22 protein-coding genes are annotated in these 23,998 nt (G+C 69.7%); 14 read left to right on the forward strand and 8 right to left on the reverse strand.

Going from position 1 to position 23,998, the window contains the following annotated elements:
- The first annotated feature begins 55 nt into the window (after nucleotides 1-55).
- Entirely contained in the window at nucleotides 56-1,240 is a 1,185-nt protein-coding gene (locus KY572_RS02495; RefSeq protein WP_224240513.1) for a FadR/GntR family transcriptional regulator, read from the forward strand.
- Between the two features lie 276 nt (nucleotides 1,241-1,516).
- Nucleotides 1,517-2,221 carry a head GIN domain-containing protein gene (locus KY572_RS02500; protein WP_224240514.1) on the forward strand — a complete coding sequence of 235 codons (705 nt, stop codon included), beginning with the start codon at nucleotides 1,517-1,519 and terminating at the stop codon, nucleotides 2,219-2,221.
- A 15-nt stretch (nucleotides 2,222-2,236) separates the two neighbouring features.
- Here KY572_RS02500 and KY572_RS02505 read toward each other — a convergent pair whose 3' ends face one another.
- Nucleotides 2,237-3,691 carry an alkaline phosphatase D family protein gene (locus KY572_RS02505; RefSeq protein WP_224240515.1) on the reverse strand — a complete coding sequence of 485 codons (1,455 nt, stop codon included), beginning with the start codon at nucleotides 3,689-3,691 and terminating at the stop codon, nucleotides 2,237-2,239.
- 146 nt (nucleotides 3,692-3,837) lie between these two features.
- Here KY572_RS02505 and KY572_RS02510 point away from each other — a divergent pair, with 146 nt between their 5' ends.
- From KY572_RS02510 to KY572_RS02530, 5 genes are all read left to right on the forward strand, one after another.
- Nucleotides 3,838-4,806 (forward strand): zinc-binding dehydrogenase, encoded by a 969-nt coding sequence (locus KY572_RS02510; protein WP_224240516.1) that lies wholly within the window; start codon nucleotides 3,838-3,840, stop codon nucleotides 4,804-4,806.
- Nucleotides 4,807-5,055: 249 nt separating this feature from the next.
- Nucleotides 5,056-6,378, forward strand: a complete 1,323-nt coding sequence (locus KY572_RS02515; protein WP_224240517.1) for a hypothetical protein — start codon at nucleotides 5,056-5,058, stop codon at nucleotides 6,376-6,378.
- A gap of 162 nt (nucleotides 6,379-6,540) precedes the next feature.
- Nucleotides 6,541-6,993, forward strand: a complete 453-nt coding sequence (locus KY572_RS02520; RefSeq protein WP_224240518.1) for a DofB protein — start codon at nucleotides 6,541-6,543, stop codon at nucleotides 6,991-6,993.
- A gap of 256 nt (nucleotides 6,994-7,249) precedes the next feature.
- Nucleotides 7,250-8,890, forward strand: coding sequence for a bifunctional 3-(3-hydroxy-phenyl)propionate/3-hydroxycinnamic acid hydroxylase MhpA (gene mhpA / locus KY572_RS02525; protein WP_224240519.1), 1,641 nt, complete (start codon nucleotides 7,250-7,252; stop codon nucleotides 8,888-8,890).
- 163 nt (nucleotides 8,891-9,053) lie between these two features.
- Nucleotides 9,054-9,503, forward strand: coding sequence for a DofB protein (locus tag KY572_RS02530; protein WP_224240520.1), 450 nt, complete (start codon nucleotides 9,054-9,056; stop codon nucleotides 9,501-9,503).
- A gap of 16 nt (nucleotides 9,504-9,519) precedes the next feature.
- Here KY572_RS02530 and msrB read toward each other — a convergent pair whose 3' ends face one another.
- Together msrB and KY572_RS02540 are read right to left on the reverse strand one after the other, a co-directional pair.
- Nucleotides 9,520-10,074 (reverse strand): peptide-methionine (R)-S-oxide reductase MsrB, encoded by a 555-nt coding sequence (gene msrB / locus KY572_RS02535; RefSeq protein WP_317987796.1) that lies wholly within the window; start codon nucleotides 10,072-10,074, stop codon nucleotides 9,520-9,522.
- A gap of 58 nt (nucleotides 10,075-10,132) precedes the next feature.
- On the reverse strand, nucleotides 10,133-11,152 hold the full coding sequence (locus KY572_RS02540) for an aldo/keto reductase (RefSeq protein WP_224240521.1): 1,020 nt from the start codon (nucleotides 11,150-11,152) through the stop codon (nucleotides 10,133-10,135).
- Nucleotides 11,153-11,243: 91 nt separating this feature from the next.
- Here KY572_RS02540 and KY572_RS02545 point away from each other — a divergent pair, with 91 nt between their 5' ends.
- Complete coding sequence (locus KY572_RS02545) at nucleotides 11,244-11,945, forward strand: DUF429 domain-containing protein (RefSeq protein ID WP_224240522.1); 702 nt, start codon at nucleotides 11,244-11,246, stop codon at nucleotides 11,943-11,945.
- 108 nt (nucleotides 11,946-12,053) lie between these two features.
- Here KY572_RS02545 and KY572_RS02550 read toward each other — a convergent pair whose 3' ends face one another.
- On the reverse strand, nucleotides 12,054-13,085 hold the full coding sequence (locus KY572_RS02550) for a trypsin-like serine peptidase (RefSeq protein ID WP_224240523.1): 1,032 nt from the start codon (nucleotides 13,083-13,085) through the stop codon (nucleotides 12,054-12,056).
- 337 nt (nucleotides 13,086-13,422) lie between these two features.
- Between KY572_RS02550 and KY572_RS02555 the strand changes: the two genes are divergently transcribed.
- Nucleotides 13,423-13,713, forward strand: coding sequence for a protein kinase family protein (locus KY572_RS02555; RefSeq protein ID WP_224240756.1), 291 nt, complete (start codon nucleotides 13,423-13,425; stop codon nucleotides 13,711-13,713).
- A gap of 9 nt (nucleotides 13,714-13,722) precedes the next feature.
- On the opposite strand, the gene KY572_RS02560 is transcribed toward KY572_RS02555, so the two are convergent.
- Nucleotides 13,723-14,721 (reverse strand): Yae1 family protein, encoded by a 999-nt coding sequence (locus KY572_RS02560; protein WP_224240524.1) that lies wholly within the window; start codon nucleotides 14,719-14,721, stop codon nucleotides 13,723-13,725.
- Nucleotides 14,722-14,781: 60 nt separating this feature from the next.
- A complete protein-coding gene (locus KY572_RS02565) occupies nucleotides 14,782-16,971 on the reverse strand; it encodes a tenascin-X (RefSeq protein ID WP_224240525.1) in 2,190 nt (729 codons plus the stop codon).
- 115 nt (nucleotides 16,972-17,086) lie between these two features.
- Here KY572_RS02565 and KY572_RS02570 point away from each other — a divergent pair, with 115 nt between their 5' ends.
- From KY572_RS02570 to KY572_RS02580, 3 genes are all read left to right on the forward strand, one after another.
- Nucleotides 17,087-18,016: a hypothetical protein gene (locus tag KY572_RS02570; protein WP_224240526.1), complete on the forward strand. Its 930-nt coding sequence runs from the start codon at nucleotides 17,087-17,089 to the stop codon at nucleotides 18,014-18,016.
- A gap of 120 nt (nucleotides 18,017-18,136) precedes the next feature.
- Nucleotides 18,137-18,433: an HIT family protein gene (locus KY572_RS02575; protein ID WP_224240527.1), complete on the forward strand. Its 297-nt coding sequence runs from the start codon at nucleotides 18,137-18,139 to the stop codon at nucleotides 18,431-18,433.
- 35 nt (nucleotides 18,434-18,468) lie between these two features.
- The gene (locus KY572_RS02580) at nucleotides 18,469-18,762 is read left to right on the forward strand and encodes a hypothetical protein (RefSeq protein ID WP_224240528.1); all 294 of its coding nucleotides are present in this window, start codon (nucleotides 18,469-18,471) and stop codon (nucleotides 18,760-18,762) included.
- Nucleotides 18,763-18,859: 97 nt separating this feature from the next.
- On the opposite strand, the gene KY572_RS02585 is transcribed toward KY572_RS02580, so the two are convergent.
- Nucleotides 18,860-19,744, reverse strand: coding sequence for a hypothetical protein (locus KY572_RS02585; RefSeq protein WP_224240529.1), 885 nt, complete (start codon nucleotides 19,742-19,744; stop codon nucleotides 18,860-18,862).
- Entirely contained in the window at nucleotides 19,741-20,553 is an 813-nt protein-coding gene (locus tag KY572_RS02590) for a hypothetical protein (RefSeq protein ID WP_224240530.1), read from the reverse strand. The genes KY572_RS02585 and KY572_RS02590 overlap by 4 nt, the downstream gene beginning before the upstream one ends.
- Nucleotides 20,554-20,972: 419 nt before the next feature.
- Between KY572_RS02590 and KY572_RS02595 the strand changes: the two genes are divergently transcribed.
- A complete protein-coding gene (locus tag KY572_RS02595) occupies nucleotides 20,973-22,766 on the forward strand; it encodes a serine/threonine protein kinase (RefSeq protein WP_224240531.1) in 1,794 nt (597 codons plus the stop codon).
- Nucleotide 22,767: 1 nt separating this feature from the next.
- The gene (gene gshB, locus KY572_RS02600) at nucleotides 22,768-23,727 is read left to right on the forward strand and encodes a glutathione synthase (RefSeq protein WP_224240532.1); all 960 of its coding nucleotides are present in this window, start codon (nucleotides 22,768-22,770) and stop codon (nucleotides 23,725-23,727) included.
- The last annotated feature ends 271 nt before the right edge of the window (nucleotides 23,728-23,998 follow it).

Raw genomic sequence — 23,998 nt, forward strand, 5'->3', positions numbered from 1 at the left:
TTGTCAGAGGCCTCTGCTTGGATGGAGGAGGCGTGCAACGAGGAGGGCGGCGAGGATGGAACACAAGGGGCTCGTGGCGAGAGTGGCGGAGCAGTTGGAGCAAACGATTGCCCTGGGGCAGTGGCCCAAAGGCAGGCTGCCTTCCGAGCGGCAGATGGCCCAGCGCTATGGGGTGTCGCGCACCACCATCCGAGGAGCCCTCCAGGGGCTGGCCGCCAGAGGACTCATCGTTCAACACCCGGGGAGACAGAGCCGCACGGTGCCACTCGGTGAAGCACTGTCGCTCGAGAGCCTGAAGCTGCTGCTTCCCGAGGGCCGCCAAGACATGGATCGCCGGCCGCTGCTCGAGGGGTACTTCGCCCTCAAGCGGGAGGTGACGGTGGAGCTACTGGCCGCCTGCTGCGAGCACGCCAGCCAGCCCGCTGTGGAGCAGCTGCTCAATGCCAGCTTCGCGTTGAGAGATGAGGCCCGCTGGCAGGAGAAGCGCACCCGGTGGGTGGAGCGAGAGTTCGACCTGCTGCGGCTGGCAGCCCAAGCAGCGGACCGTCCCGGCCACCTGCTGCTCCTGATGTCGTTGGAGAAGGCTTTCCGAGGCTTGGCGGACGCGCTGCTCCCTGCGCTGCAACCGGAGGCCCTCCAGCAGTGGGCCCAGTGCGTGTTCAACGCTCTGGCCGACCGTGACGCCCAGGCCCTTCGCCAACAGTTGCCGGCGCTGCTGAAGGCCGCTGACGAGCCGCTGCTCGACCGGCTGGCCCCGGTGCGTGCTGCGCACACCGCGCCTGTGCCCCTACCGCCTTCCGGGGAGGTGCCCGTGTCGGGCGAGAACGCCAGCAACTGGTCTGCTTGTCATACCAGTTCGCAACAAGTCCGGCCGACAGGCAGGGCCCCGGTCCACGAGGAGGGGGGCACCCTCGCGTGCGCCACTTCGAGCCGGAACGCTCTCGTAGCTCCACCCGCTCCACTCCCCGCTGGCGAGTGGCAGGGTGATTCCCGCTGCCCCGCACCCATTCCGGCCCCACCTGCGTCTCGCTCCACCACCTACGGTGTTCCTGCCAGCTTCTGTTCCGCGCCCACCCTGATGCTTGCCTGGGCACCTCCTTCCTTCTCGGCAGTCTCGGCCGCGGACGCCAGAGGTTCACCTGGCCCGTGCCCGGACGCTTCCACTGCCGAGGAAAAGGAGTCTGTCCCCAGCGAGGGCCAGGCCGCTCTGCCGGTGGACGCTGGGGAGGCGCCTGAGTAACTGGTCCAGGCTCCGCACCCGGAGTGGGCGCTCGCCAGCACTCAGGCGGGTGCCTCGCGCTCGAGGCGACGGTTTCGTCCTGTCCGCGACACCACCGGCCTGCCCGTTGGCTCGGGTCTTCCCTGGCGCCTGGCTTCGCGTCCCACTCCCTCACCCGACTTTCCTGAAGGGGTATAGCGGCCCGGCTCACCCCGGCGTGCAATGGCTCCCGGGCTCTCGCGTACAGACGATCACCGGGAGGCTCTCGCGCCTCCTTCCTTTCGGGAGAGAGCCGCCATGCAGACCCTTCGCGCCGCCGTGGTCGTCCCCACCCTGCTGCTGTCCCTCTGCGCCTTCGCCGAAGGTGGCAACCGCGAGGAGAACCGCGAGGTCTCCGACTTCGATGGGGTGGCGATCAGCCACGGCCTGGAGGCCCAGGTGAAGGTCGGCCCCAAGTCCGTGCGCATCTCCGGTGACGAGAAGCGCCTGGCCCAGGTCCGCACCGAGGTGGTGGACGGCAAGCTCATCGTCCGGATGGAGAAGAACTCCTGGTTCGGCTCCAACAGCAAGGGGGTGCGTGTCACCATCTCCACTCCCAGGCTCACCAGCGTCGAGGCCAGCGGCGGCGCCGAGGTGGACGCGGAGGCCACCACCGCGGACACCTTCACCGTCGAGTCCAGCGGGGGTGGCGAGCTCTCCGTACGCAACGTGGACGCCAAGAGCCTCAAGGTGGAGGCCAGCGGCGGCGGCGAGGTGACGCTCAAGGGCCGCGCGGACACGATGAAGGTGGAGGCCAGCGGCGGCGCCGAGGTGCACGGCAAGGACCTCAGCCTCCGAGCGCTCGACGTGGAGGCCAGCGGCGGCGCCCAGGTGGACGCCAACCCCTCCGAGAGCGTCTCGGCGGACCTGTCCGGCGGCAGCACCGTCCACGTGGCCAGCTCGCCCTCCCAGCGCAACGTCTCCGCCTCCGGCGGCGCGGAGGTCGTCTTCCGCAGGAAGTAGCCCGCCACGAACACCTCACGCGTCGAGGTTCAGCGACGTCTCGTACAGGCGCTTGCCCTTGCGATCGAAGATCTCCACGCGCAGCACGGGCTCCTTCCAGCTCAGCCGGGTGAAGTTGCTCACCGGCGTGTAGCCCCCATGCCCGTCGAGCACGTAGTCCGTCTGCCCGTCGAGAATGCCTCGCGTCTCGAAGAGGAGCTCCGGCGGGGTGATGGCCGGAGTGTTGAAGGCGGAGGAGATGATGGAGTGCACGCGGAAGTCCGGCCGCGAGGCGCTCTTCAACGCCGTCCAGAACGACACGTGCACGTCGCCCGAGAGGAACACCGCGCGGCGCACCCCCTCGTCCCGCATGAAGTCCAGCAGGCGCTGGCGCTGGTGCTGGAAGCCGGCCCACTTGTCGTTGCGCTCGGACAGGCCCCAGCCCGCAAGCCGCATGTCCGGGAAGAAGGGCACCGGCGTCACCACGAACTTCAGCCCGCCCTTGTCCGCCCTCAGCCACGCCTCGAGCGCATGGAGCTGCGTGGCGCTGATCATCTCCGGCGGCTGGGCGTGCTTGTAGCGCTCGGTGCGCACGTCCATCACGAAGAAGCGCGCGGGGCCGGACTCGAAGGTGTACCAGTAGCGGGTGATGGCGTTGGTGAGCCCCTGCTCGTGCTTGCGCTCCAGCGCCGGTCCGTGCACCACCTGGTAGCAACGGTACGCCTGCAGCGCGGCGATGAACCGCGCCCGCGTGGCCGCGAGCTGCTCCGGCGACTGCCTCGCATCATGCAGCCGATCCATGGACCAGTTGTCGATCAGCTCGTGGTCGTCCAGCGTCATGTACGTGGGCACCCGCGACAGCAGCCGCCGCAGGTTCGGCTGCGAGAAGGAGCGCTGGTAGTTGGCGCAGTACTGGGCGAACGTCTTGTCCGACGCGGCCACGTCCGCGTAGATCTGATCGCCCACCATCAACATCAGGTCCGTGGGCCGGCCGCCCTCCACCTGATCCAGGATGGTGCGGAAGACGCGATCGCCCCGGTCCGGCAGCCCGAAGCTGAGGATGTCCTCCAGGCCCGGCACCGGGTGGCGACACGAGCCGAACACCAGCGAGAGCTCCGGACTGCCCGGCGCGCGCGCGGTGCGGAAGACGCTCGCGCTGGCGTCCTGCAGCTCCAGCCCCACCGCCGGCAGCAGCAGGTGCTGCTCCACGTCCGAGTAGAAGAAGCCCATCCGGTACGCGTACGTCTGCCCCGGCTTCAGCCCCGTGAAGTCCACGCTGCCGGTGAAGTCGTCCTCGGGCAAGAGCTTGAAGTAGCGCGCCTGCGAGGGCGTGGTGGAGCCGGCCTCGAGCAGCTGCGCGACGCCGTGGCACATCACCCCCGCGCCCACCGGCGGCGGCGAGCCCCGGCCCCACAGCCGCACCGTCGTGTCCGTGGTGTGCCCGACAATGGGGCCCACCGTCACCGGCTTCACTGGAAACACGAGCGCCATGAGCTTCGCCTCCACCGCGCCAGCATGAACGGGCGGACCGACACCTTCCCGGAGCGTGCCCGCACCCGTCAATCTCCTTGCACCGCGCGCGCGCCCCACCCGCCCGTGGCTTGCCGCCGTGCCGTACGCGCGTAAGCTCGTTGCCCATGCGAGCCATGGTCATCTCCCGCTTCGGCGGGCCCGACGTCTTCGAGGAGCGTGACGTGCCCACCCCCACCGCTGGCCCCGGCCAGCTCCTGGTGCGCGTGGTGGCCTCCGGCACCAACCCCGTGGATGCCAAGCTGCGCCAGGACGGCTCCTGGGCCGGCCTCATCCCTCCCGTGGTGCTCGGCTATGACGTGTCCGGCGTCGTCGAGGCCGTGGGTCCCGGCGTCACCGGCTTCGCTCGCGGCGACGAGGTCTTCTACACCCCGGAGATCTTCGACAACCCCAGCGGCAGCTACGCGGAGTTCAACGCCGTCTCCGCCGCCATCGTCGCGCGCAAGCCGCGCAACCTCACCCACGAGCAGGCCGCCGCCGTCCCCCTCGCCGGCGGCACCGCCTGGGAGGCCGTCATCCGCCGCCTCCAGCTCACCGTGGGAGAGACCATCCTCATTCACGGCGGCGCCGGCGGCGTGGGCTCGTTCGCGGTGCAAATCGCCAAGGCGGCCGGCGCGCACGTGCTGGCCACCGCCGGCACCGAGAACCAGAAGACGCTGCGCAGGCTGGGCGCGGACGTGGCCATCAACTACCAGCGCGTGGACGCCACCGAGGCCGTGCTGCGCGAGACGGGCGGCGTCGGCGTGGACGCCGTCTTCGACACCACCGGCTCCCAGGTCATCCCCACCATCCCCGCCGTGCGCCGCGGCGGCCGCATCGCCACCATCCTCGGCTTCAGCGGAGACATGAGCGCCTTCTACCCGCGCAACCTCACCCTCCACGGCGTCTTCCTCCTGCGCGAGCGCCGAAGGCTCGAGGAGCTCACCCGCCTCATCGAGCGCGATCACCTCCAGCCGCTCGTGGAGTCCGTCCTCCCGCTCGCTCAGGTGGCCGACGCTCACCGCCGGCTCGACAGCGGCCATGGCCGCGGCAAGGTGGTGCTCTCCATCTCCAGCACCCCTACCGCTGGTGGATGATACTTCCCTACGTGTCGGACGAAGGTAGGTGTCTCACAGCACTTTCGGACAGGGCGAGCAGGCTCTCGGCTCACCTGGCGCGTCGAAAGCGCCGCCCCTCCGTTGAAAACGGCACGGGAATCTCATGGATAATGGGCCTCGCGGATCCAACCTGTTTACAGAGGCGCAGCATTTTTTCCGGATCCTGGTTCCCGTCGCCCATTCAAATCCCTGCTGCGCCCCTTTCGCATTACCCCCACAGGAGTACCCATGACCGCCACCGCCTCCAAGTCCAACCCCATCTGGCAGCACAAGCCGCGCCCGCAGGTGACGACCCAGAAGGTCACCGCCACCCTGGACGCGGTGATCGACCGGGTGCCCCAGGCGAGCCCGGCGCCGCTGGCGTCGCTGGCCAGCGCGCGCGCCGCCGAGTTCCTGAGCACCGACGGCGCCAGTGGCAGCCGGGGTTATGACGTGGCGCTGGTGGATCGCGCCTCGGGGCGCACGGTGGCCTTCGCCAGCGTGCTGCACGCGGAGGACTCGGACTTCCAGGCGCGCACCCGGCTGGCCCCGGCCGTGCTGAAGCCGGCCGCCTATTTCACCCGCGTGCACGTGGCGCCGGACGCGCCGGCGGGCACCCAGGCCGTGCTGCTCTACGCCGCGCTCCGCCAGGCGCGCAGCTGGGACCGCCACACCGCCGCCTTCCTCATGGCGGATGACGACACGCCCACCGCTCGCCGCTACGGCCTCATCACCCTGGCCGGCGTGCCCCGCATCGACGTGCCGGGCACCGGCGCCTTCCGCGCCAAGGCGCAGCGGTTGGATTTGCTGCTCAACCAGGCCTTCGACGAGGCCGCCAAGGCCGGGCAGACCATCGAGCCGGGCTTCCTGGTGCACGAAATCCTCGACACCCTGCACGAGTCGCTCTTCACCCCGGTGCGCGAGGCGCGCTTCTTCCGCGAGGTGGAGGCCGGCACGCTCACCCGCGAGCAGTACGTGCACTGCCTCACCCAGTTCCACCAGTTCGTGCGGTGGACGACGCGCCTGCTGGGCCGCTGCGTGGGCTTCTCGCCCACCACGGAGCTGCGCACCCACTTCATCTCGCACCTCAAGGGCGAGGTGAACCATGAAATCATCATCGAGAGGGACCTGGCGCACCTGGGCGAGGATCCGCACTACGCCATGGAGCTGGCGCAGCCCAACACGCCCACGCGCGAGTTCATGTGCGCCCAGGAGAGCGCCATCGGCTTCTACAACGACCCGCTGCTGCTGCTGGCCGCGCCGCTGGCGGCCGAGGGCGTCACCGGCCACCTGGCTCCGGGCTTCATCGAGCGGCTCAACGCGTGCGTGGCTTCTTGGGGCATCAAGGATCCGCACAAGGCCACCAACTTCCTCAGCTCTCACATCGAGTACGACGGCGGTGACGACGGGCACTGGCAGGGCAACCTGGACCTGCTGGCCCAGCACCTCACCAGCGAGCAGCTGCTGCGCCGCTACCTGAGCCTCATGCGCGTGAGCGCCGAGGGGACGCTGCGGCAGTGGGACAGCTACGTGGGAGACGTGGAGCTGCTCAGCGCGCGCCCCCAGGCCTGAGCCCTCCCCGTCTCACGAGCAGGCAGCCAGCCGGGGGCGGGGTAACTTCCTTCCCATTCCCCGGTGGCTGATGCAGGATACCCACCCGCGGAGGGTTTGTTCCTGAAGCCCTCTGCTCTCCCGAGGACCGAGCCCTCGTCTCAGCCGAGGAGTGTGAGCGTCGTGAGTGCCGCGATCCCTGGACCCAAGTCGGACATCATCGACCGCATCTTCTTCGTCCGCTACGTGCGGCCTCCCTCCAAGGAGGACGTCAAGACGGTGTTGGAGCGCGTGGCGGTGGCTCACAAGCGGCTGAACCAGCCGCTCATCTACGTGGGCTCCATCGACTCGAAGACCAAGGTGCCCAACTCCGAGGAGCGCAACAACCTCAACGAGCTGCTGCTGGCGCTGCGCGAGTACTGCGAGGTGGTGCACCTCATCATCGAGGGCTCCGAGCTGCAGAACAGCCTCCAGCGCGTCATCATCTCCGGCATGCTCATCATCACCCGCACCTATGACAACTACATGTCGGTGCACAAAAACATCTCGGGTGCCTCGTTCGACATCACCCGGCGCCTGAACAAGGATCCCACGGCGCTGATCCAGGTCGCGAGGGACCGAGGCCTGGTCATCTAGTCCTCGTGGTCCGGATGCTCTCCAGCCCCGCGCAGTGAACGCAGGAGCGCCGATCCCCCGCCTCAGACCCTTGCTTCCTTGGAAGGCCGCCGTGCGCTCCACGCGCCGGGTTCCGCACTGGGACTCGCCGTGGACCCGGCAGTGCCTGCGTCTGCCTGGGCACCGTGCAGGGCCACCCGCGACGAACCGCATCCGCTAGACTCCCGCCGTGCTCCTCCCCGCCTGCTGGCGGGCCTCCTCTTCGTGGAGAACCGAGATGTCCTCTGAGATCGTCGACGTCATCGTCGTGGGATGTGGCCCCGTGGGGGCGATCACGGCCAACTTCCTGGGACAGCAGGGCCTGCGGACGATGCTCCTCGAGAAGGATCTCACCACGCACTCCCAGCCACGGGCCTTCTCGTGCGACGACGAGACCCAGCGCAACTTCCGCATCGCGGGCCTGGAGGGCGAGCTGGCCATCACGCTCTGGGACTGCAAGTCGATGGACTACATCGACGCGAAGAAGCAGGTGCTGGGCTCGGCGGTGTTCTCGGAGCTGGACTTCGGCAACGGGCACCACGGCCTGTCCTTCTTCAACCAGCCGCAGATGGAGCACGTGATGCGCGAGGGGCTCAAGCGCTTCCCGCACGTGGAGCTGCGGCTGGGCCACGAGGTGGAGTCGCTCACCCAGGACGCGGAGGGCGTCACGCTGCAGGTGAAGGATCGGCGCACCGGCCGCTCGCGCGAGCTGCGCGCCCGCTACGTGCTGGGCGCGGACGGCTCGCACAGCACCATCCGGCGGCTGATGGGCAGCACCCTGGCCGGCACCTCCTACGAGGAGCCGTGGATCGCCATCTCCGGCACCACGCCCACCGCGGAGCCGGACTTCACCTACTACGTGTGTGATCCGGCGCGGCCCGGCTTCGTCACGCGCGGCCCGTTCAACGAGATCCGCATGGATCTGCTGCTGCACGAGAACGAGCGCACGGAGGTGATGGAGTCTCCGGAGCTGGTGAACAAGCTGATGTCGCCCTTCGTGGACCCGAAGCTGATGAAGCTGCAGCGCGCCTCGGTGTTCACCTTCCAGGCGAAGGTGGCCACGCGGTGGCGGGAAGGGCGCGTCTTCATCCTCGGGGACGCCGCGCACGTGATGCCGCCCTTCATGGGACAGGGCCTGTGCTCGGGCATCCGGGATGCGCTCAACCTGACGTGGAAGCTGGCCCTGGTGGTGCGCGGCGCCGCGGGAGACTCGCTGCTGGACACCTACGAGGCGGAGCGGCGCCCCCACGCGACGAACATGATCAAGGCGACGATCATGATGGGCAAGGTGTTCCTGGCGCGCTCGAAGTTCATCGCGGCCGTGCGCAACTTCTTCCTGCGCTGGAGCTACAACAACCCGAAGACGCGCAGCTTCATCCGCGAGTTCAAGGCCCGGCCTCCCATCCGCCTGCCCAACGGCTTCATCTCCGGCGGCAAGTACAAGGAGGGCTCCGCCGAGGGCACCTACTTCCCCCAGCCCAGGGTGGGGCTGCCCGGGGGAGAGACGGTGCTGCTGGACACCGCGCTGGGCTGCCGCTTCGCGGTGCTGTGCCTGGCGAGCGTCACCGAGCCGGTGCTCGGCTCGGCCGAGGCGTTCGCCCGGGAGCTCAACGGCGTGCTGGTGCGCGTGCTGCCCGCCGACCGCGCGAGCGAGGCCCGGCCGGGGGACGTGGTGGACGTGGAGGGCAAGCTGGCCGCGTGGTTCGCCCGCTTCAAGTCGGACACGGCGGTGGTGCGGCCGGACCGCTACGTCTACGGCACCTCGAGCGGCTCTGGCATCGAGAAGCTCCGCGAGCAGGTGCGCCCCTTCATCCACCAGGCCTCCGCTCCGAGAGCCACCCAGGAACCGGCCCGGGCGCTGCGCATCTCGAACGCTTGAGCAGCAAAGACTTGGTAAGGCACTCTTTCCCGAGTCGCCGGGAAGGGGCATTTTCCTTCCCAGGAGCCGGTTCCTCAGGCAGGATGCGCCACCTTTTCAGAGGGCTTGCCCCTGGCGCTGGATGGCTGCCGGCACGGCTCTCCTTCGACGCAGCGAGGGCGTTGTGAACGACGCGACCTCTTTCAAATCGGATGTCGTCGACCGCATCTTCTTCGTCCGCTACCTGCGGCCACCCTCCAAGGAGGATGCCAAGGCGGTGTTGGAGCGCGTGGCGGTGGCTCACAAGCGACTGGCCCAGCCGCTCATCTACGTGGGCTCCATCGACTCGAAGTCGAAGGTGCCCAACTCCGAGGAGCGCAACAACCTCAACGAGCTGCTGCTGACGCTGCGCGAGTACTGCGAGGTGGTGCACCTCATCATCGAGGGCTCCGAGCTGCAGAACAGCCTCCAGCGCGTCATCATCTCCGGCATGCTCATCGTCACGCGCACCTACGACAACTACCTGTCGGTGCATAAGAGCGTGGACTCCACCGTGGAGGACCTCACCAAGCGTCTGAAGAAGGACGCGAGGCCGCTCATCCGGGTGGCGCGAGACCGGAGCGTGGTGCTCTAGCGAGCTCTAGCGAGGGCTACGGCTTCTTCTCGAAGCGGAGCGCCGCCGAGTTCATGCAGTAGCGCAGGCCGGTGGGCTCCGGGCCGTCCGGGAAGACGTGGCCCAGGTGTCCGCCGCAGCGCGAGCACACCACCTCCGTGCGCGTCATGAAGAAGCTGCTGTCCTCGTGCAGCGTCACCGCCGAGGGCGCGAGGGGCTGCCAGAAGCTGGGCCAGCCGGTGCCGGACTCGAACTTGGTGTCCGAGGCGAAGAGCGGCTGGCCGCACCCGGCGCAGTGGTAGGTGCCCGCCTCGTGGTTGTTCCAGTACTTGCCGGTGAAGGCGCGCTCGGTACCCTTCTCGCGCAGGATGCGGAACTGCTCGGAGGTGAGCTGCTTGCGCCACTCCTCCTCCGTCTTGACGACCTTCTCCGCCGGCTCCGGGGCGCTCGGCGCCTGAGCGGGGCTCTTGCGCGCATCCGAGGCCTCGGCTGCCTTCGGCGGGCTGGCGGGCTTGTCACCCGCTCCCGCGGCGATGGCTACGAGGGGAACCACCAGCAGGCCTGCCCACCACCACTTGCGTCGTCGGTCCATACCTTGGATACGCGCGGGCGGACGGGAAGTTACCGCCGGGCCCCCTGCCCTGCTCACCCTACTGGGGCTGGGGGATGCGGTCCTTGTTCTGGTGCGCCACCATCCAGCCCGGATACTCGGGGGGCAGGGCGGAGGCGGTGTTCAGCGCGGTGAGCTGCTCCGGGGTGAGCTTGAGCGAGGGCGTCTGGAGGTTGTCCTCGAGCTGCTCCTGCGTCTTCGCGCCGATGATGATCGTCGTCACGTGGGGCTGGTGCAGCAGCCAGGCCAGGGCCACGCGCGCCACCGAGACGTTGTGCGCCTTGGCGATGCCATCCATCACGTCGATGACGTCGTAGGCGCGCTCCTTGTCCACGGGCGGGAAGTCGAAGGAGGTGCGCCGGGAGCCCTCGGGGCCCTGGCCGTTGCGGCGGTACTTGCCGCTCAGGAAGCCGCCGGCCAGCGGGCTCCACACCATGAGGCCCACCTGCTGGTCCTTCATCAGCGGTACCAGCTCGCGCTCCAAGTCCCTGCCGGCGATGGAGTAGTAGGCCTGCAGGGACTCGAAGCGCGCCAGGTTGCGGTGCTCGCTGATGCCCAGCGCCTTCATGAGCTGCCAGGCCTGCAGGTTGGAGCAGCCCAGGTAGCGCACCTTGCCCTGGCGGACCAGGTCATCCAGCGCGCGCAGCGTCTCGTCCAGGGGCGTGACGATGTCCACGCCGTGGATCTGGTACAAGTCGATGTAGTCGGTGCCCAGGCGGCGCAGGCTGTTGTGCACCGAGTCCATGATGTGGCCGCGCGACAGGCCCACGTCGTTGATGCCCGGGCCGGTACGGCCGCGCACCTTGGTGGCCAGGACGACATCCTTGCGCCGCGCGCCCAGCGCCTTGCCGAGCAGCTGCTCGGAGACGCCGTTGGAGTAGACGTCCGCGGTGTCGAAGAAGTTGATGCCCGCGTCCAGGCTGCGGGCCACGAGCTTGTCGGCCTCGCTCTGGCCCTGCGTGCCGACCACCTTCCAGAAGCCCTCGCCGCCGAACGTCATCGCTCCGAAGCACAGCTCCGATACGTACAGGCCCGTGCGGCCCAGCATCCGATAGTTCATGTGTGTGTCGCCCCTCGTGGAAACGGAGGCGGGGAATTAACGCGCTCAGGGGTGGGCCGCAGCATTCCCAGGTCTCGGATAGTCTCGAAGTGTGAGTTTCGTGGGGTGGGACCTGAGCGATCCGTTCTCCCGGCGTCCACGCCCGGTGGACGTGGCGGTGGTGGATGCCCACGGCCGGGTGCGCTTCGACGAGCGGCGCTGGCCGCAGGTGGAGCGCGGTGGAGTGCTCGATGCGCAGGCGCTGGCCGCCGCGTTTCCAGTGGGCCCGGAAGATGTGGTGGTGGTGGATGGGCCTCAGGGGCTCGCGCGGCCGGGCGCCTCGGTGCGTGAGGCCGAGCGGGTGCTGAGGGCTCCCGGGCGGACACCGGACGTGCTGCCCGAGCCGGGACGGCCTTTCTGCGGCTTCGTTCGGGGCAGCGTGCTGCTCTTCGCGGCGCTGCGGAGGTTCGAGGCGCTGGAGCTGCTGGACGTGGACACGCCGCACGTGGGCGAAGCTCGGCTGTTCGAGGCGTTTCCCGGGGCCACCTGGCGCCGGCTGGCCGTGGAGAAGCTGGCGAAGAAGGACTCCCCCGCGGGACGGGCTCGGCGACGGGAGGTGCTCCAGGCGGCGGGGCTGCGCTTCCCGGTCGGCGAGCTGCCCACGCATGACCAGCTCGATGCGGCGCTGTGCGCGTGGCTCGGGTGGCTCACCCGCCACGAGACCGGGCGCGTGCATGCGGTGGGTGCGCCGCTGTGGGTGGACTCCGAAGGCTGGCTCCGGGAGGGGCGCATCCTGGATGCACGGCCTGCCTGAACCGACGGCTCTCCAGGGAGCCACCCCGGGTCCGGTTTCTGGCAACTGGTCTGCTTGTCATACCAGTTCGGCCGAAACTTCCGCCGGACGGGGGCTCTTGCGGCGGGGTCAGTCGGTGCGCTCGGGCAGGGGCAGGGCCGCGACGCGCTGGAGCTCGGCGCGCAGCCAGTCCCGGTAGGGGAAGATGCTCGTCATGGCCTCCCCCTGGCCCAGGTTGCGTGCGGAGATGCCCACGAGCGTGGTGCCCTCGAGGTTCTCTCGCAGGCACGGCCCTCCGCTGTCGCCGCGGTAGTGGTGGCCTCCGGGCTGCTCGATGCGGAGCCTCCCGCCTTCGGGGTCCGGTACCTCGGCGCTCTTGTTCCTGCTGGCGTGCCGCTCTCCGTCGTAGGCCCGAGCCAGCTCGTCATAGCCGGAGCCCACGAGGATGATGGTCTCGTGGAGCTGAACCTCCCGCTCCGTCAGGGGCAGGGGCCGGAACTTCTCGCCGAGGGGCTCGTCCAGGACGATGAGCGCCAGGTCCGCCGTGCTGGACACCACCTCTTCCTGGGCATCCAGGAGGACTCGGAGCTCCGGGTGGGGACGCACCGTGCCGGTGTGGGAGTTCCTGAATGAGGACAGATCGTTGCCCAGCGCCGAGCGCGGCTCGTAGACGGAGGTCGTGGCCCGGGCCGTCTTCGCGCAGCCGGAGCCATCGATGATGAACTGGACGCCGCCCGCCTCGGCCGGCACTCGCCGCTCCGGGCAGACGCAGTGGCCGGCGGTCAGCACGAGCCGGGGGCCGATGACGGCTCCACTGCACACGCCTGCCTGTTCCTCGCCCAGCTCCACGGTGACGAGGACGGAGGACAGGTAGCGGTTGGTCACGTCCACCTTGCCCGCCAGTGCGGTGAGGCGCGTGCCGTCGGGCATGTCCTGCAGGGTTCCCTCGGTGACGAGCCGCTCCCGTCGCTCTGGCTGCCGAGGCTTCACGGCCGCGGCCGGCGCGGGCCTCCTGGCCGGCGCGCGCTGCTGGCCCGAGTCACCGCTCAGGGTCAACGCGAGGACCAGCGAGGCCCGGACGAACTGGACGAACAGTGAGTCGGACTGCCCCGGCCGCCGCCACGAGGTCCGACCGTGGACAGCCCTCGCGCGTGGCTTCACGGAGGGGCGGGCTTGCCATGGAACACGGGACATGACCTGCAGAGTAGGGCAGGATGGATGTATCCCGCAACGTTGTCCCGAGGGGTGCCTGCTCGCATGCCCGGAGAAGCAGGAGCACCTTCCCCTGGAGGGAGCCGGTCAGGCATGAGGCATGCTCGGGATGGGGCGGAGGACCGAAGTCGGGTTCCGCAGAGAGGTGACCGATGGCGACATCCCTCGCGGCGAGTCCGGCCGCGCTGCCACCTGGAACCCAGGTGGGCCCCTGGCGGGTGGTGGCCTGGCGCGGTCATGGCAGGCACGGCGCCCTCTACCGCGCCGAGCATGCCGGGGGCGCTGCGTGGGCGCTGCAGCGGTCCCCGTCCTCGCGTCAGAGTGGCACTTCCGGCGCCAGACCACGGCCCGGTATGAGGCCCGTCCGGCCGACGACGTGTACGCGCTGGGAATCACGGCCTACCGGCTCGTGACGGGCAGATATCCGCCCGACACGAGGGAGCCGAAGGAGACGGTGGGGGCGGATGACACGCTCCAGCTGCCGGCGCTGGTGCTGCCCGAGGAGCTGGTGCACCTGAGCCCGGAGCTGGCCTCCTCCTTTGAACCACCGCGCCCGCCTGCCGCCGACCTGCCGTAGGGGCTGAAGTCAGCGCTTGGAGCGAGTCTTGGGCGCCTTGGTGCTCCGGACGCGCTTGACGGCCTTGCGGACCGTGGACTCGTTCTCGAAGAGCTCCTGCACGGACTCCGCCGTCGCCGCCTTGCGCAGCCAGACCTTGAGCTGTGCGAGATCCTTGCAGGCCAGGATCCGCTCGCGGGCGGCGGCATCCACCTCGAGACCCCGGGCGTCGAGCACCTCGAACAAGGCTGCCCGCTCACCTTCGTGGATACCTTCCTGACGCCCTTCCTGACGCCCTTCCTGACGCCCTTCCTCGCGCCCCTTCAGGAGTCCCTCCTGGAGGCCCTGGGCCACATACTTGCGCGCGAACTCGCTCTGGTACTGGTAGGTGCCACTTCCCATCAGCGCCTCCAAGGCTCTTCGGGCCGCCTCGCCCAGCGAGGACATAGCCAGGTCAACGTAAAGGCGGACCCGCTCGGCTTCAAGCCCCGCCACCGCCGCCATCACTGTTCTGGCGATGCTCGTTCCTACTTCTTCGCGGCCATGAGCCATGGCGGACAACACCGCCAGTTCCGGATCTTCGCGAGCCTCCTCTTCGTCCACGAGCACGGGGATGGCGTCCGGCCCGGCCACCAGCGGCTGGAGCACGAAGCCCGGATGCCCCAACTCGATGGGCTGGGCGCACCAACGGGCCATCGCCGCGTTCGGTGCCACCACCAGCAATGCCGTGGGACAGCCCACCCGCGACCGCAAGCTGGTCAGATACAGCGGCCACGTCTTGCGCTTGTCCTCGTCCCGCGACAGCTGCACCTCCACCACGATGGCGAAGACCGGCTTGCCGTCCAACAGCAGCACCACGAGGTCCGCCCGATACTGGGTGGGCACCACCTCGGTCAGCTCGGCGGACTCCACCCGCGCCTCGGAATAGGCAGGCAGCGGCAGTCCGAGCGCGTCACTCAGCAGCTCGGCCGCCAGCGTGGGGCGATTTCGGAAGAGGAGCAGCAGCCCCTCGTGCAGCATCGAAGTCATGACGCAGCACCCTACAGGGGGCGTCTGACCTGACAGGTCTCATGGCTTCCGCGCTACCGTTCAGGGTGAGGCGCGCACCGGGAGCTCGTGGTGTCCGTGGCCCGGGCCTCCGAACGTGCCAGGCCATGGCGCCTCCGCGGACCGCAACCCCGGAAGCGGGTAGCGCTGGAAGCGCGGGCGGCTGTAGGCGAACGGCGGATCGCACTCGCCGCACGTGCTCGCCCCGTCCATCATCACCAGGCTCTCTGGACCCAGCTCGAAGAGCTGCGGCAGCGAGCGCGGTGTGTAGGACAGCGCGCAGCGGAACGCCTCCGAACCATCCTTCGCTCGCACTCCCAGCAGCGTCGGCGTCGCTCCGTCCGCCACGAAGCCCAGCACCAGCGTCTCCACGCCCTCCGGCTTTCCCGGCAGCGTCTCCGCCAGCCGCAGTTCCTTCGACGCGAAGCTCTGCCCCTCTTCCAGGCGATAGGTCCACGCCGGCCTCAGCTCCGGCACCGAGAACCCGCTCAGCTCCGAGGAGACGAGAACGCCCCCACCCGGGTTCACCGTGGTGCCCTCGGGGCTCGGCACCAGCACCTCGCGCGTGGCCACCGCACGCCCCAGCTCCGGCAGCGCTCCCACCTCCATGCCGTCCTGCGCTCGCAGCGCCGCGTTGGAGCGCTCGGGCAGCAGCAGCCCGCGCACCATGCCCAGCTCTCCGCCACCGATGGGCAGTGTCCGCCGCCACCGCTCCACGCCATCCGACGAGTACGCCAGCACCAGCGTCGGCGCGCCCGGCTGCAGCGGCGCCCCCGTGTTCACCGTGGGCGAGAACGTCACGTAGAGATCCCCCGTCACATCCGACACCAGGCCGAACGGGTGAGGGTGGTTGCACTGCTCCAGCAGCGGATCCGTCAGGTGCGTGGCCGACACCAGCCCGCCCTTCGCGTCCAGCACCACCAGGAAGTAGATGCGGCACAGCGTGTTGCCTTCCTGGGCCACCGGGTACGCCTCGAAGAGCGCCGCCAGCCGGTCCGGCGCCATCACCGCCAGCCGCGCCATGAAGATGGTGTTGTTCGTCTGCTGAGCCAGGTCCGGCCGAGCCGTCGCCAGCGTGAAGCTCCACCGCGTCTGCCCCGTCGCCCGCTCCAGCAGCGACACCTGCCCCTGCTGCGGGTAGTCCATGCACAAAAGGCGCGCGTTCCACAGCATGCAGCGTCGAGCCGTGTCCCGAGCCACCAGCGGCGTGGAGCTCGTCGCGTCCAGCACGGGCCTCGCGAAGAAGCCCGTCAGCGTCACGTTCCCATCCGGCCAGATCATCATGTCGTGGAGATCCAGCGCCTGCTCCTGCGCGTCCATGCTCCAGTCGGGCCGCAGCACCGTGGGCGGCGGGCGCGCGCACACCGCGCCTGCGCACCGGCCCTCGCCCTGGCACGGCGTGGACGGCGCGCACACGAAGCCATCCGGCAAGTCCCTCACCACGCACGCCCCGTCCACGCACACGTCCGCCACGTCGCACCCCCGCTTCGCTCCGCAGAAGGTGCCGTCCTTCGCCTTCGCCAGCCCGCAGCCCGTCGCCGGATCGCACACGCCCACCTGGCACACGCCGTCTCCCGGGCACGGCGGCGCCGGCACCGTCTGACACCCGTCCAGCGGATTGCACACGTCCGTCGTGCAGGCATTGCCGTCGTTGCACACCCGCTCGCGGCCCTTGCACCGGCCCTCCTGGCAGGTGGCCTCCATCAGGCACGCGTTGCCCGGATCGCATGTCGTCCCATCCGGCAGCCGCGTCTCCACGCACTTCTCCGTCGCCACATCGAAGGTGTAGCCGTGGCACGCCAGCGGCGTGGGGCAGGTGGGGATGGCCAGGCCCTCGCCCGTCAGCGTCAGCGTCACCGTGCCGCCTCCCGCGGCCGTGCCCGTCAGCGTGGCCGAGTACGGGCCCGGCGCCGTGGGAGCGAACCGCACCCGCACCTCCGCCTCGGCCGCGCCTACCTCATCCGGCAGCCCCTCCAACGTGAAGGGCGCCTCCACCTGCGTCCAGCTCACCGTCAGCCGCGAGCGCCCCGCGTTGATCACCCGCACCGTCTGCTCGCGCGTCACACCCACGTAGGTTCCGGGGAACGTCACCTGCTGGGCCGACAACCGCAGCCGCCCCTGCGCTCCCACCAGCGGCGGATCATCATGGCAGCCCGCGCCGAGCACCACCGCCGCCAGCCCCACCAGCAGTGGAACCCACACCGTCCCAGTCGCTGTTTTCGAGCATCCCATCCGTGAACCTCGTGTGCAGGCGTATAGTCCCCGGAGCCGCCGCGCGCGAGGGGCAGGCGCACTTCTCCCTCGCACGCCTGTCGGCCAGCCACTCCTCGTCCCCCGAGGACTCGACATGGATCACGCTCTCTCCCCTGGACTCACCCTGTCCCTGCCCCGCTGGCTCCTCGCGCTCGCCATGGCCGGGCTCGTCCTGCTGCCGCCCTCCGCCCGCGCCGTGGACGCTCCCCGGCAGATGACCTTCCAGGGACGCCTGCTGCGCGCGGACAACTCGCCTGAGACGACGCCCCAGGATCTCCGCTTCGCCCTCTACGCCACGCCCACCGGCGGCTCACCCCTCTGGGAGGAGACCTTCCCCGCGACCGCCGTCACCAACGGGTACTACTCGGTGGTGCTCGGCACCTCGACCCCCCTGCCTGCGTCCGTCTTCAACGGCCAGGCGCTCTACCTGGGCGTGTCCGTCCTCGGCCAGTCCGAGCTCACCCCCCGCCTGGCCGTCGTCTCCACGCCCTATGCCCTGCTGGCCAACGACAGCAACCGCCTCGAGGGCCGCAACGCCGCCTCCTTCGCCGACTCCAACCACCCACACAACAACGCCACCACCACCACCAGCGGCTTCATGTCCTCCGCCGACAAGTCGAAGCTGAACGGCCTGCCCTCCACCATCGGCGCGGGGCTCAACAACACCAGCGGCACCCTCACCGTGGCCTTCGGCTCCAGCGGCACCGCCAACGCCGCCGCGCGCTCCGACCACACCCACCCCGCCCCCACCCTGGGGTGCATCCACCGGATGGCCAAGGGCAACATCGATACGAACAAGAACTCCACAGCCTGGTGTGCCACCAATGAGATTCTCACCGGCGGGGGTTGCTCGGATCTGAACGGCGCCACCATCGGCGCGGGCATCACCTTCGGCCCCACCGGCGTCACGTTCGTGGACGGCAGCACCCCCACCGGCGGCCAGGGCTACACCTGCCGCCTGCCCAACCCTCCCACCAACGCCTCCATCCCCACCGCCTACGCCATCTGCTGCCGTCTTCAGTGATCTGCCCTGCAGGGCGAGCCCGCGGGCTGTCGTTTCTTCAGCCTCCATCCGCATGGCCGCCGCCAAGCGCTCGCAATCACTAGGCCCTCACCGGGTACGCTTCTGGCATCGCCGCGGCGCATGGATCACGTCAACGCCACGGATTTCGCGGAAGTCGCCCCGAGGCCCCGAGCCTTCACCGTGCTCATCCCTCGGGCCCTGCAGCCCACCGTGAACTCTCTACCCACGGAGGTCCGCCAGCAGGTGCTGGCCGAGCTGTTCCGCGTGGCAGCGCTGACCACGCAGGAGCGCGCCGGGAACACGCACGGCTACACCTACGCCCTGCGCATGGAAGTGGCGGGCTGCGCCGTGAGTGTGGAGATGGATGATCCGCGCTCCCGGCTGATGCTCACGGGTCTGGTCTGGAAGCGACACTGAGTGGAGTGCGCCCTGGAGGCATTGGGATCCCTCTCATGCATCGCACCGCGGGTTACAGCGAGTCCTGGCAGCTCACACGCCTCATCGAGCAGCTCCGTGAGCGGCTCGGTGCCGAGACCGCGGTGAACGTGCTCCCAGGCCACCAGCTGGAGGAGGTCCTCTCGCGGCTCGTGGTGCGCAACCAGCGGCTGCGCGTGCTGCAGCGGCTGACGCGCACCGGCGGCACCAACGAGCACATCGAGGCCATGCGCAACGCCCTCGAGCAGCTCGATGCCCAGCTGCTCCAGGAGCTGCCGGAGCTGCTGGAGCGCCTGAGCGCCCGGCACTGAGGCCCGGCCCGCCGGACTTGTCGCGAACTGGTATGACAAGCATACCAGTGGGTGGTGCTCTGGCCCGACACGGGCCCCTCCACGGCAGGCGGTGGCTTCAGAACGCGCCGGGCTGGAGCTTGTGCGTGGGGCCCTGGGGCATCGCTCCGCCCACGCCTCCACCGATGCTGCCCGGCCCCTTGTTGCCGAGCGTTCCCGCGGATGGTGACAGCCCCTGCGTCTCACCTCGCAGCGGCCCCTCGCAGCGGCCCGCCCGGCAGCCCTCGAGCCCCTGGCACGGCTTGCCAGCACCGCACTCCTGCTGCACGCACGCCCCCTCCCGGCACACCTGGCCGGAGGGACATGACGTCACCGCCGAGCACGGATCCGTGGGCGCCAGGCACGTGCCGAAGCGACAGAGCTCGCCCGAGACGCAGTCCGCGTCCGCCGAGCACGGCAGCGCCAGGCACGCTCCCTCCCGGCACACCTGCTGCGCCGGGCAGCGCACCGCCGCGCAGCCCGAGGTGGGAATGCAGCGCCCCTCCGGGCCACAGCCCTCCCCCCGGTCGCAGTCATAGTCACCGGTGCACGACACGCTCCGGCACGCTCCGTCCGCGCGGCACACCGTGCCCTGGGAGCAGCGCACTCCGACACAGGTGTCGAAGACACAGGCGGAGTCCGCGCAGCGCTCCGTCGGGTAGCACGTCGTCGAGTCCTGCGTGCAGGCCACCCGCGCGCACGTTCCTCCGCGGCAGCGCTGGCCGTCCGGGCAGGTGACACCCAGGCAGGACACCTCCACGCAGGACTCGCGCTCGCAGACCTGGCCCGGGCCGCAGGCCGTGCCTCGACAGGTGGTGGCCAGGCACCGACCCTCCACGCATGTCTGCGAGGCGGGGCACACCACGCCCGCGCACAGGTCCGGTGGCACCAGCGGCTCCGTTTTCTCGCACGCCGCCAGCGCGAGCAGCGCCAGCAGGCCCAGGACTTTACGGGTGAGGCTCACGGCAGCCGCTCCGTGCGGTCCGCCGGGGGCAGCTTCAGCGCCGGCGGCTGGGAGAGGACTATGCCCGTCACCACGCCGGCGGCCACCGCCAGCCCGACGCCTCCCACCACGAACGGCCACACCGGCCGGGGCTGCTCCTCGAGGTGCTCCTCGCGCACGGGCTCCCGCGCCGCCACCACCGCGGGCGGTGGCTCCTGCGTGGCATCGAAGCGCAGCGGAGCCGAGGCACTCCCCTTCTCGAAGAGCGCCCCCTGCGCCGAGTCGAGCGCCAGCGCGTACACCTCCACCGCTCTCACGGCGGGGGCCTGGGCCACCACGGGCCCGGGGGCCTCCCCCTCCGTCACCTGGAAGGAGGCCTCGCCCGGCAGCCGGACGTAGACGGCCACCTTCGTCACCGACACCAGCGCATTCTCCAGCACCGCCTCCACCTGCCCGTCATCGCGGCGCTCCACCCGCAGGGCGGCCCGAGGCGTGCCCTTCATCCTCTTGCGCGCCGCGTCGAAGGGCTTGCGGATCTTCGGCCCCAGCGAGCGGCTCACCTCCGCTTCAGGATCGATCGCCAGCAGCTCCTCGAAGTAGCCCTGCGCCTTCTTCGACTGGCCCATGAAGGCGGTGGACAGCGCCAGGCCCTTCCACGCGCGCAGGCGTTCGTCCCGGGTGCCCGGCTCTCTCAGCGCGGCCTCGAAGTGCGCCGCGGCCGCGTCGAACTCCAGCGCCTCGAAGCTGCGCTCGGCCCGCACGAGCGCCCGCTCCGCGCCCGAGGGCGAGGCAGCACCGAGGCACAGCAGCAGGATCAGCGAGGCATGCACGGGGCGCGCACTCTACCCGCGGCCCGGCCCCGGCCGCGCCTCTTTCCGGATCAGAATCTGGCCCATCCCCTTGCGCCGTCCCGGACCCGTGCACACCCTTCCTCCCCAGGTCCTGACTTCCACGGCTATAGCTCATAGATGTAGGAGATCTAGTCGTAGTGATAGCAGGCGGCGCGGACTTGGGGATAAGTCAGCAAGCGCCCGCAATCCCTCGGGAAACTCCGGTTTCCAGCATGTGGATAAGTAGCGGGTTTTCCCCAGCGCCCCACAGAGCCCCAGGCCCGTGACGGTTTCTCCACAGGGGCCCGACTGTCACCCACAGGACTCCCACAGGAAAGCGGGCCTGCACCTCTCCGCCCGCTTCTCTCCTTGATTGCGAGTGACTGTCTCCTGGCGGGTCCGGGCTATCCTCCGGGCCCATGGGCGCACCGGGAAAAGGCGCGCCGGTCGGGCCGTCGGATGACTTCCATCGGGGCGAGCAGATCGGCAAGTACCAGGTCATCACTCAGCTCTCGGTGGGAGGCATGGCCGAGCTGTTCCTCGGCTTCACCGCGGGGCCGGGTGGGTTTCGCAAGTACGTGGCCCTCAAGCGCATCCTCCCGGATGTGCGCAGCAACGAGGCCTTCCGGCGCATGTTCCTGGACGAGGCGCGCATCACCGCCGCCTTCAACCACCCGAACATCGCCCAGGTGTACGAGCTGGGGCAGGAGGAGGAGGGGCTGTACCTGGCCATGGAGTTCATCGCCGGGCAGAACCTGGATCAGCTCACCAACGCGTACCGGCGCCGGCAGGAGCCGATTCCCCTCGGGCTGAGCCTGGCGTTGATGCGGGACGTGTGCCTGGCGCTGCACTACGCGCACACCTTCACGGACCCCTCGGGCCGGCCCAGCCCCATCGTCCACCGGGACGTCGCCCAGAAGAACATCATGGTGACGTACGACGGGGTGGTGAAGCTGCTGGACTTCGGCATCGCCAAGGCGCGCAACAGCCTGGAGCGCACGCGCGCCGGCATGGTGAAGGGCACCGCCGGGTACATGTCTCCGGAGCAGGTGCGCGGAGAGCCGCTCGATGGCCGGAGCGACGTGTTCGCCGTGGGCGTGGTGCTCTGGGAGCTCGTCACCGGCAGCCGGCTCTTCGCGGCGAAGACGGAGCGCGAGGAGATGGCCTCCATCCTCACCACGCCCGTGCCTGTGCCGGAGCACCCGACGACGCCGGTGTCCGAGGCGCTCGCGGCGGTCATCCTCCAGGCGCTCGAGCGTGATGTGAAGCGCCGCTTCCAGAGCGCCAAGGAGCTGGCGCGGGCGCTGGAGCAGGCCGCCGGCGGCCAGCTGTTCGACACGGATCAGCGCGCGGCGGTGATGCGCGAGCTGTTCGAGAAGAAGATGACGGCCACGCGCTCGCTGCTGGAGAGCGCGGATGCCGCGGTGGGGACCGACCCCGAGGCGGAGGGAGAGCCCGCGCCGGAGCCTCCGAGGAAGAAGGCGCCTCCGCCTCCGCCGCCTGCCCCCATTCGCAGCGGGCGCACCGAAGTCTATGTGGACAAGTCCGCGCCCGCGACGGAGGAGAAGGCCTCCAACGTGAAGGTGGACTCGGGGCTCAACGAGGAGGTCCGCATCCCGGACACCCGGGTGGCGCCGGCGACCACGCAGGACGCGGCCTCGGGCGGCGGCAGGACGCTCAACACGGTGCTGTGGGTCGCGGTGTTGATGAGCGTGGTGCTGGGCGGTGGCTACCTGGTGCTGACGCTGACGCGCTCCTTGAATGAGGACCTGCCGCCCCAGCCAGCCCTGCAGACGTACGCGGACCCGAGGCTCAGGACGTTCCCCGAGCCCGGGCAGCCCGTGCCCCCTTCCGCCGCGGGTGACGCGGGGGCGGCGGCGGGCACCACCGCGGTGGTGGAGGCCAAGGGGCCAGAGGCCAAGGGAGCGCAGGAGGAGAAGTCACCGCCGTCGGGGGGCGAGGACAAGCCCTCGAAGTCCCGGCGGACGCCGGAGGGGAAGATGACGCTCATCATCAACCCGGAGGCCCAGGTGTTCCTCGGCAAGCGCTCGCTGGGGAAGACGCCGCTGTTCAACGCGCCGGTGCCGGTGGGGCGCAACCGGCTGCGCATCGTAGGCCCGGACAAGAAGCAACGCTGGCTGCCCGTCGTCATCGAAGAGGGGAAGACGACGATGCACCGGTTCGATCTCGACAACATTCCCGAGGCTCCCTGAGATGGCTTCCCTGACTCTTGGTTTCCTGATGGACCCGCTCGAGCACGTGCGAGTGGACCATGACTCCACGTTCGCGATGATGCTGGAGGCGCAGCGGCGCGGGCACACCGTGCGCTACTTCGAGCAGGGCTGGCTGCGCTTCGGAGGCACCTGCGCCGAGGCCCGCATGCGCACCGTCACCGTGCGTCGCGAGGTGGGGCGGCACATGGAGGTGCTGGAGGAGTCGGTGCGGCCGATCTCCAGCCTGGATGTGCTCTTCATGCGCAAGGATCCGCCGGTGGACGTGGACTTCCTGCATGCCACGCAGCTGGTGGAGCTGTGCGCGGGCCGGCAGCCGGTCTACATCAACAGCCCGCAGGGCATCCGCGATGCGAACGAGAAGCTGTTCGCGCTGAACTTCCCGGAGCTGATGCCGGAGACGTGCGTCTCGCGGGAGAAGGCGGTGCTGACGGACTTCATCCAGCGGCACCCGGCCGGCACCATCCTCAAGCCCGTCGACGGCTTCGGGGGCAAGGGCATCGTGTTCGTGGGGCAGGGAGACCGGAACACGCGCTCCATGCTGGAGCTGCTCACGGACCAGGGGCGCGAGGCCATCATCGCCCAGGCGTACGTGCCGCAGAGCCGGCAGGGTGACAAGCGCATCATCCTGGTGGACGGCGAGCCGCTGGGCGCGGTGCTGCGCGTGCCTTCGGAGGATGACCACCGGGGCAACATGGCCGCGGGCGGCAAGCCCGTGAAGACGACACTGACGGCGCGGGAGAAGGAGATCTGCGCCCGGCTGAAGCCGGCATTGCTCGAGCGGGGGTTGCTGCTGGTGGGCATCGACGTGCTCGGCGACTACCTCACCGAGGTGAACGTGACGAGCCCCACGGGCCTGGTGGAGATCGACGCGCTGGACGGAATCTCCGTGGAGGCCAGCGTCATCGGCATGGCGGAGCGCCTGGCTTCGAAGCGTCGGTGAGCAGGGCGCGAACATCCCTTGACCGAGGGTGCCCATGAACCTGCGTGGCTGGATCGTCCTCGGATGCCTGCTGCTCGTGGGGACGGGGTGTCCCCATGGCTGGATGAAGGGCGGCACGAGCGATCGAGCCATGCACGAGGACACGAGGGAGCTGGTGTCCGGTGCCTCGGAGGACGAGGAGGAGAAGAACCCCTGCGCGGAGAACGAGGTAGCCACCTGGAAGTGTGACCCGCTTCCGTGCCGATGGGTCTGCGAGAAGCGTGAGGACTGT

It is taken from the genome of Hyalangium gracile (assembly GCF_020103725.1).
Taxonomy (GTDB): Bacteria; Myxococcota; Myxococcia; order Myxococcales; family Myxococcaceae; genus Hyalangium; species Hyalangium gracile.

Excerpts from the sequence above, each read along its gene's own strand:
- KY572_RS02515 (WP_224240517.1), top strand. The coding sequence starts at position 5,056 with ATGACCGCCACCGCCTCCAAGTCCAACCCCATCTGGCAGCACAAGCCG.
- KY572_RS02575 (WP_224240527.1), top strand. The coding sequence starts at position 18,137 with ATGGATCACGTCAACGCCACGGATTTCGCGGAAGTCGCCCCGAGGCCC.
- KY572_RS02565 (WP_224240525.1), bottom strand. The coding sequence starts at position 16,971 with ATGGGATGCTCGAAAACAGCGACTGGGACGGTGTGGGTTCCACTGCTG.
- KY572_RS02560 (WP_224240524.1), bottom strand. The coding sequence starts at position 14,721 with ATGACTTCGATGCTGCACGAGGGGCTGCTGCTCCTCTTCCGAAATCGC.
- KY572_RS02500 (WP_224240514.1), top strand. The coding sequence starts at position 1,517 with ATGCAGACCCTTCGCGCCGCCGTGGTCGTCCCCACCCTGCTGCTGTCC.
- KY572_RS02570 (WP_224240526.1), top strand. The coding sequence starts at position 17,087 with ATGGATCACGCTCTCTCCCCTGGACTCACCCTGTCCCTGCCCCGCTGG.
- KY572_RS02495 (WP_224240513.1), top strand. The coding sequence starts at position 56 with ATGGAACACAAGGGGCTCGTGGCGAGAGTGGCGGAGCAGTTGGAGCAA.
- KY572_RS02510 (WP_224240516.1), top strand. The coding sequence starts at position 3,838 with ATGCGAGCCATGGTCATCTCCCGCTTCGGCGGGCCCGACGTCTTCGAG.
- KY572_RS02505 (WP_224240515.1), bottom strand. The coding sequence starts at position 3,691 with ATGGCGCTCGTGTTTCCAGTGAAGCCGGTGACGGTGGGCCCCATTGTC.
- KY572_RS02595 (WP_224240531.1), top strand. The coding sequence starts at position 20,973 with ATGGGCGCACCGGGAAAAGGCGCGCCGGTCGGGCCGTCGGATGACTTC.
- mhpA (WP_224240519.1), top strand. The coding sequence starts at position 7,250 with ATGTCCTCTGAGATCGTCGACGTCATCGTCGTGGGATGTGGCCCCGTG.
- gshB (WP_224240532.1), top strand. The coding sequence starts at position 22,768 with ATGGCTTCCCTGACTCTTGGTTTCCTGATGGACCCGCTCGAGCACGTG.
- KY572_RS02580 (WP_224240528.1), top strand. The coding sequence starts at position 18,469 with ATGCATCGCACCGCGGGTTACAGCGAGTCCTGGCAGCTCACACGCCTC.
- msrB (WP_317987796.1), bottom strand. The coding sequence starts at position 10,074 with ATGGACCGACGACGCAAGTGGTGGTGGGCAGGCCTGCTGGTGGTTCCC.
- KY572_RS02540 (WP_224240521.1), bottom strand. The coding sequence starts at position 11,152 with ATGAACTATCGGATGCTGGGCCGCACGGGCCTGTACGTATCGGAGCTG.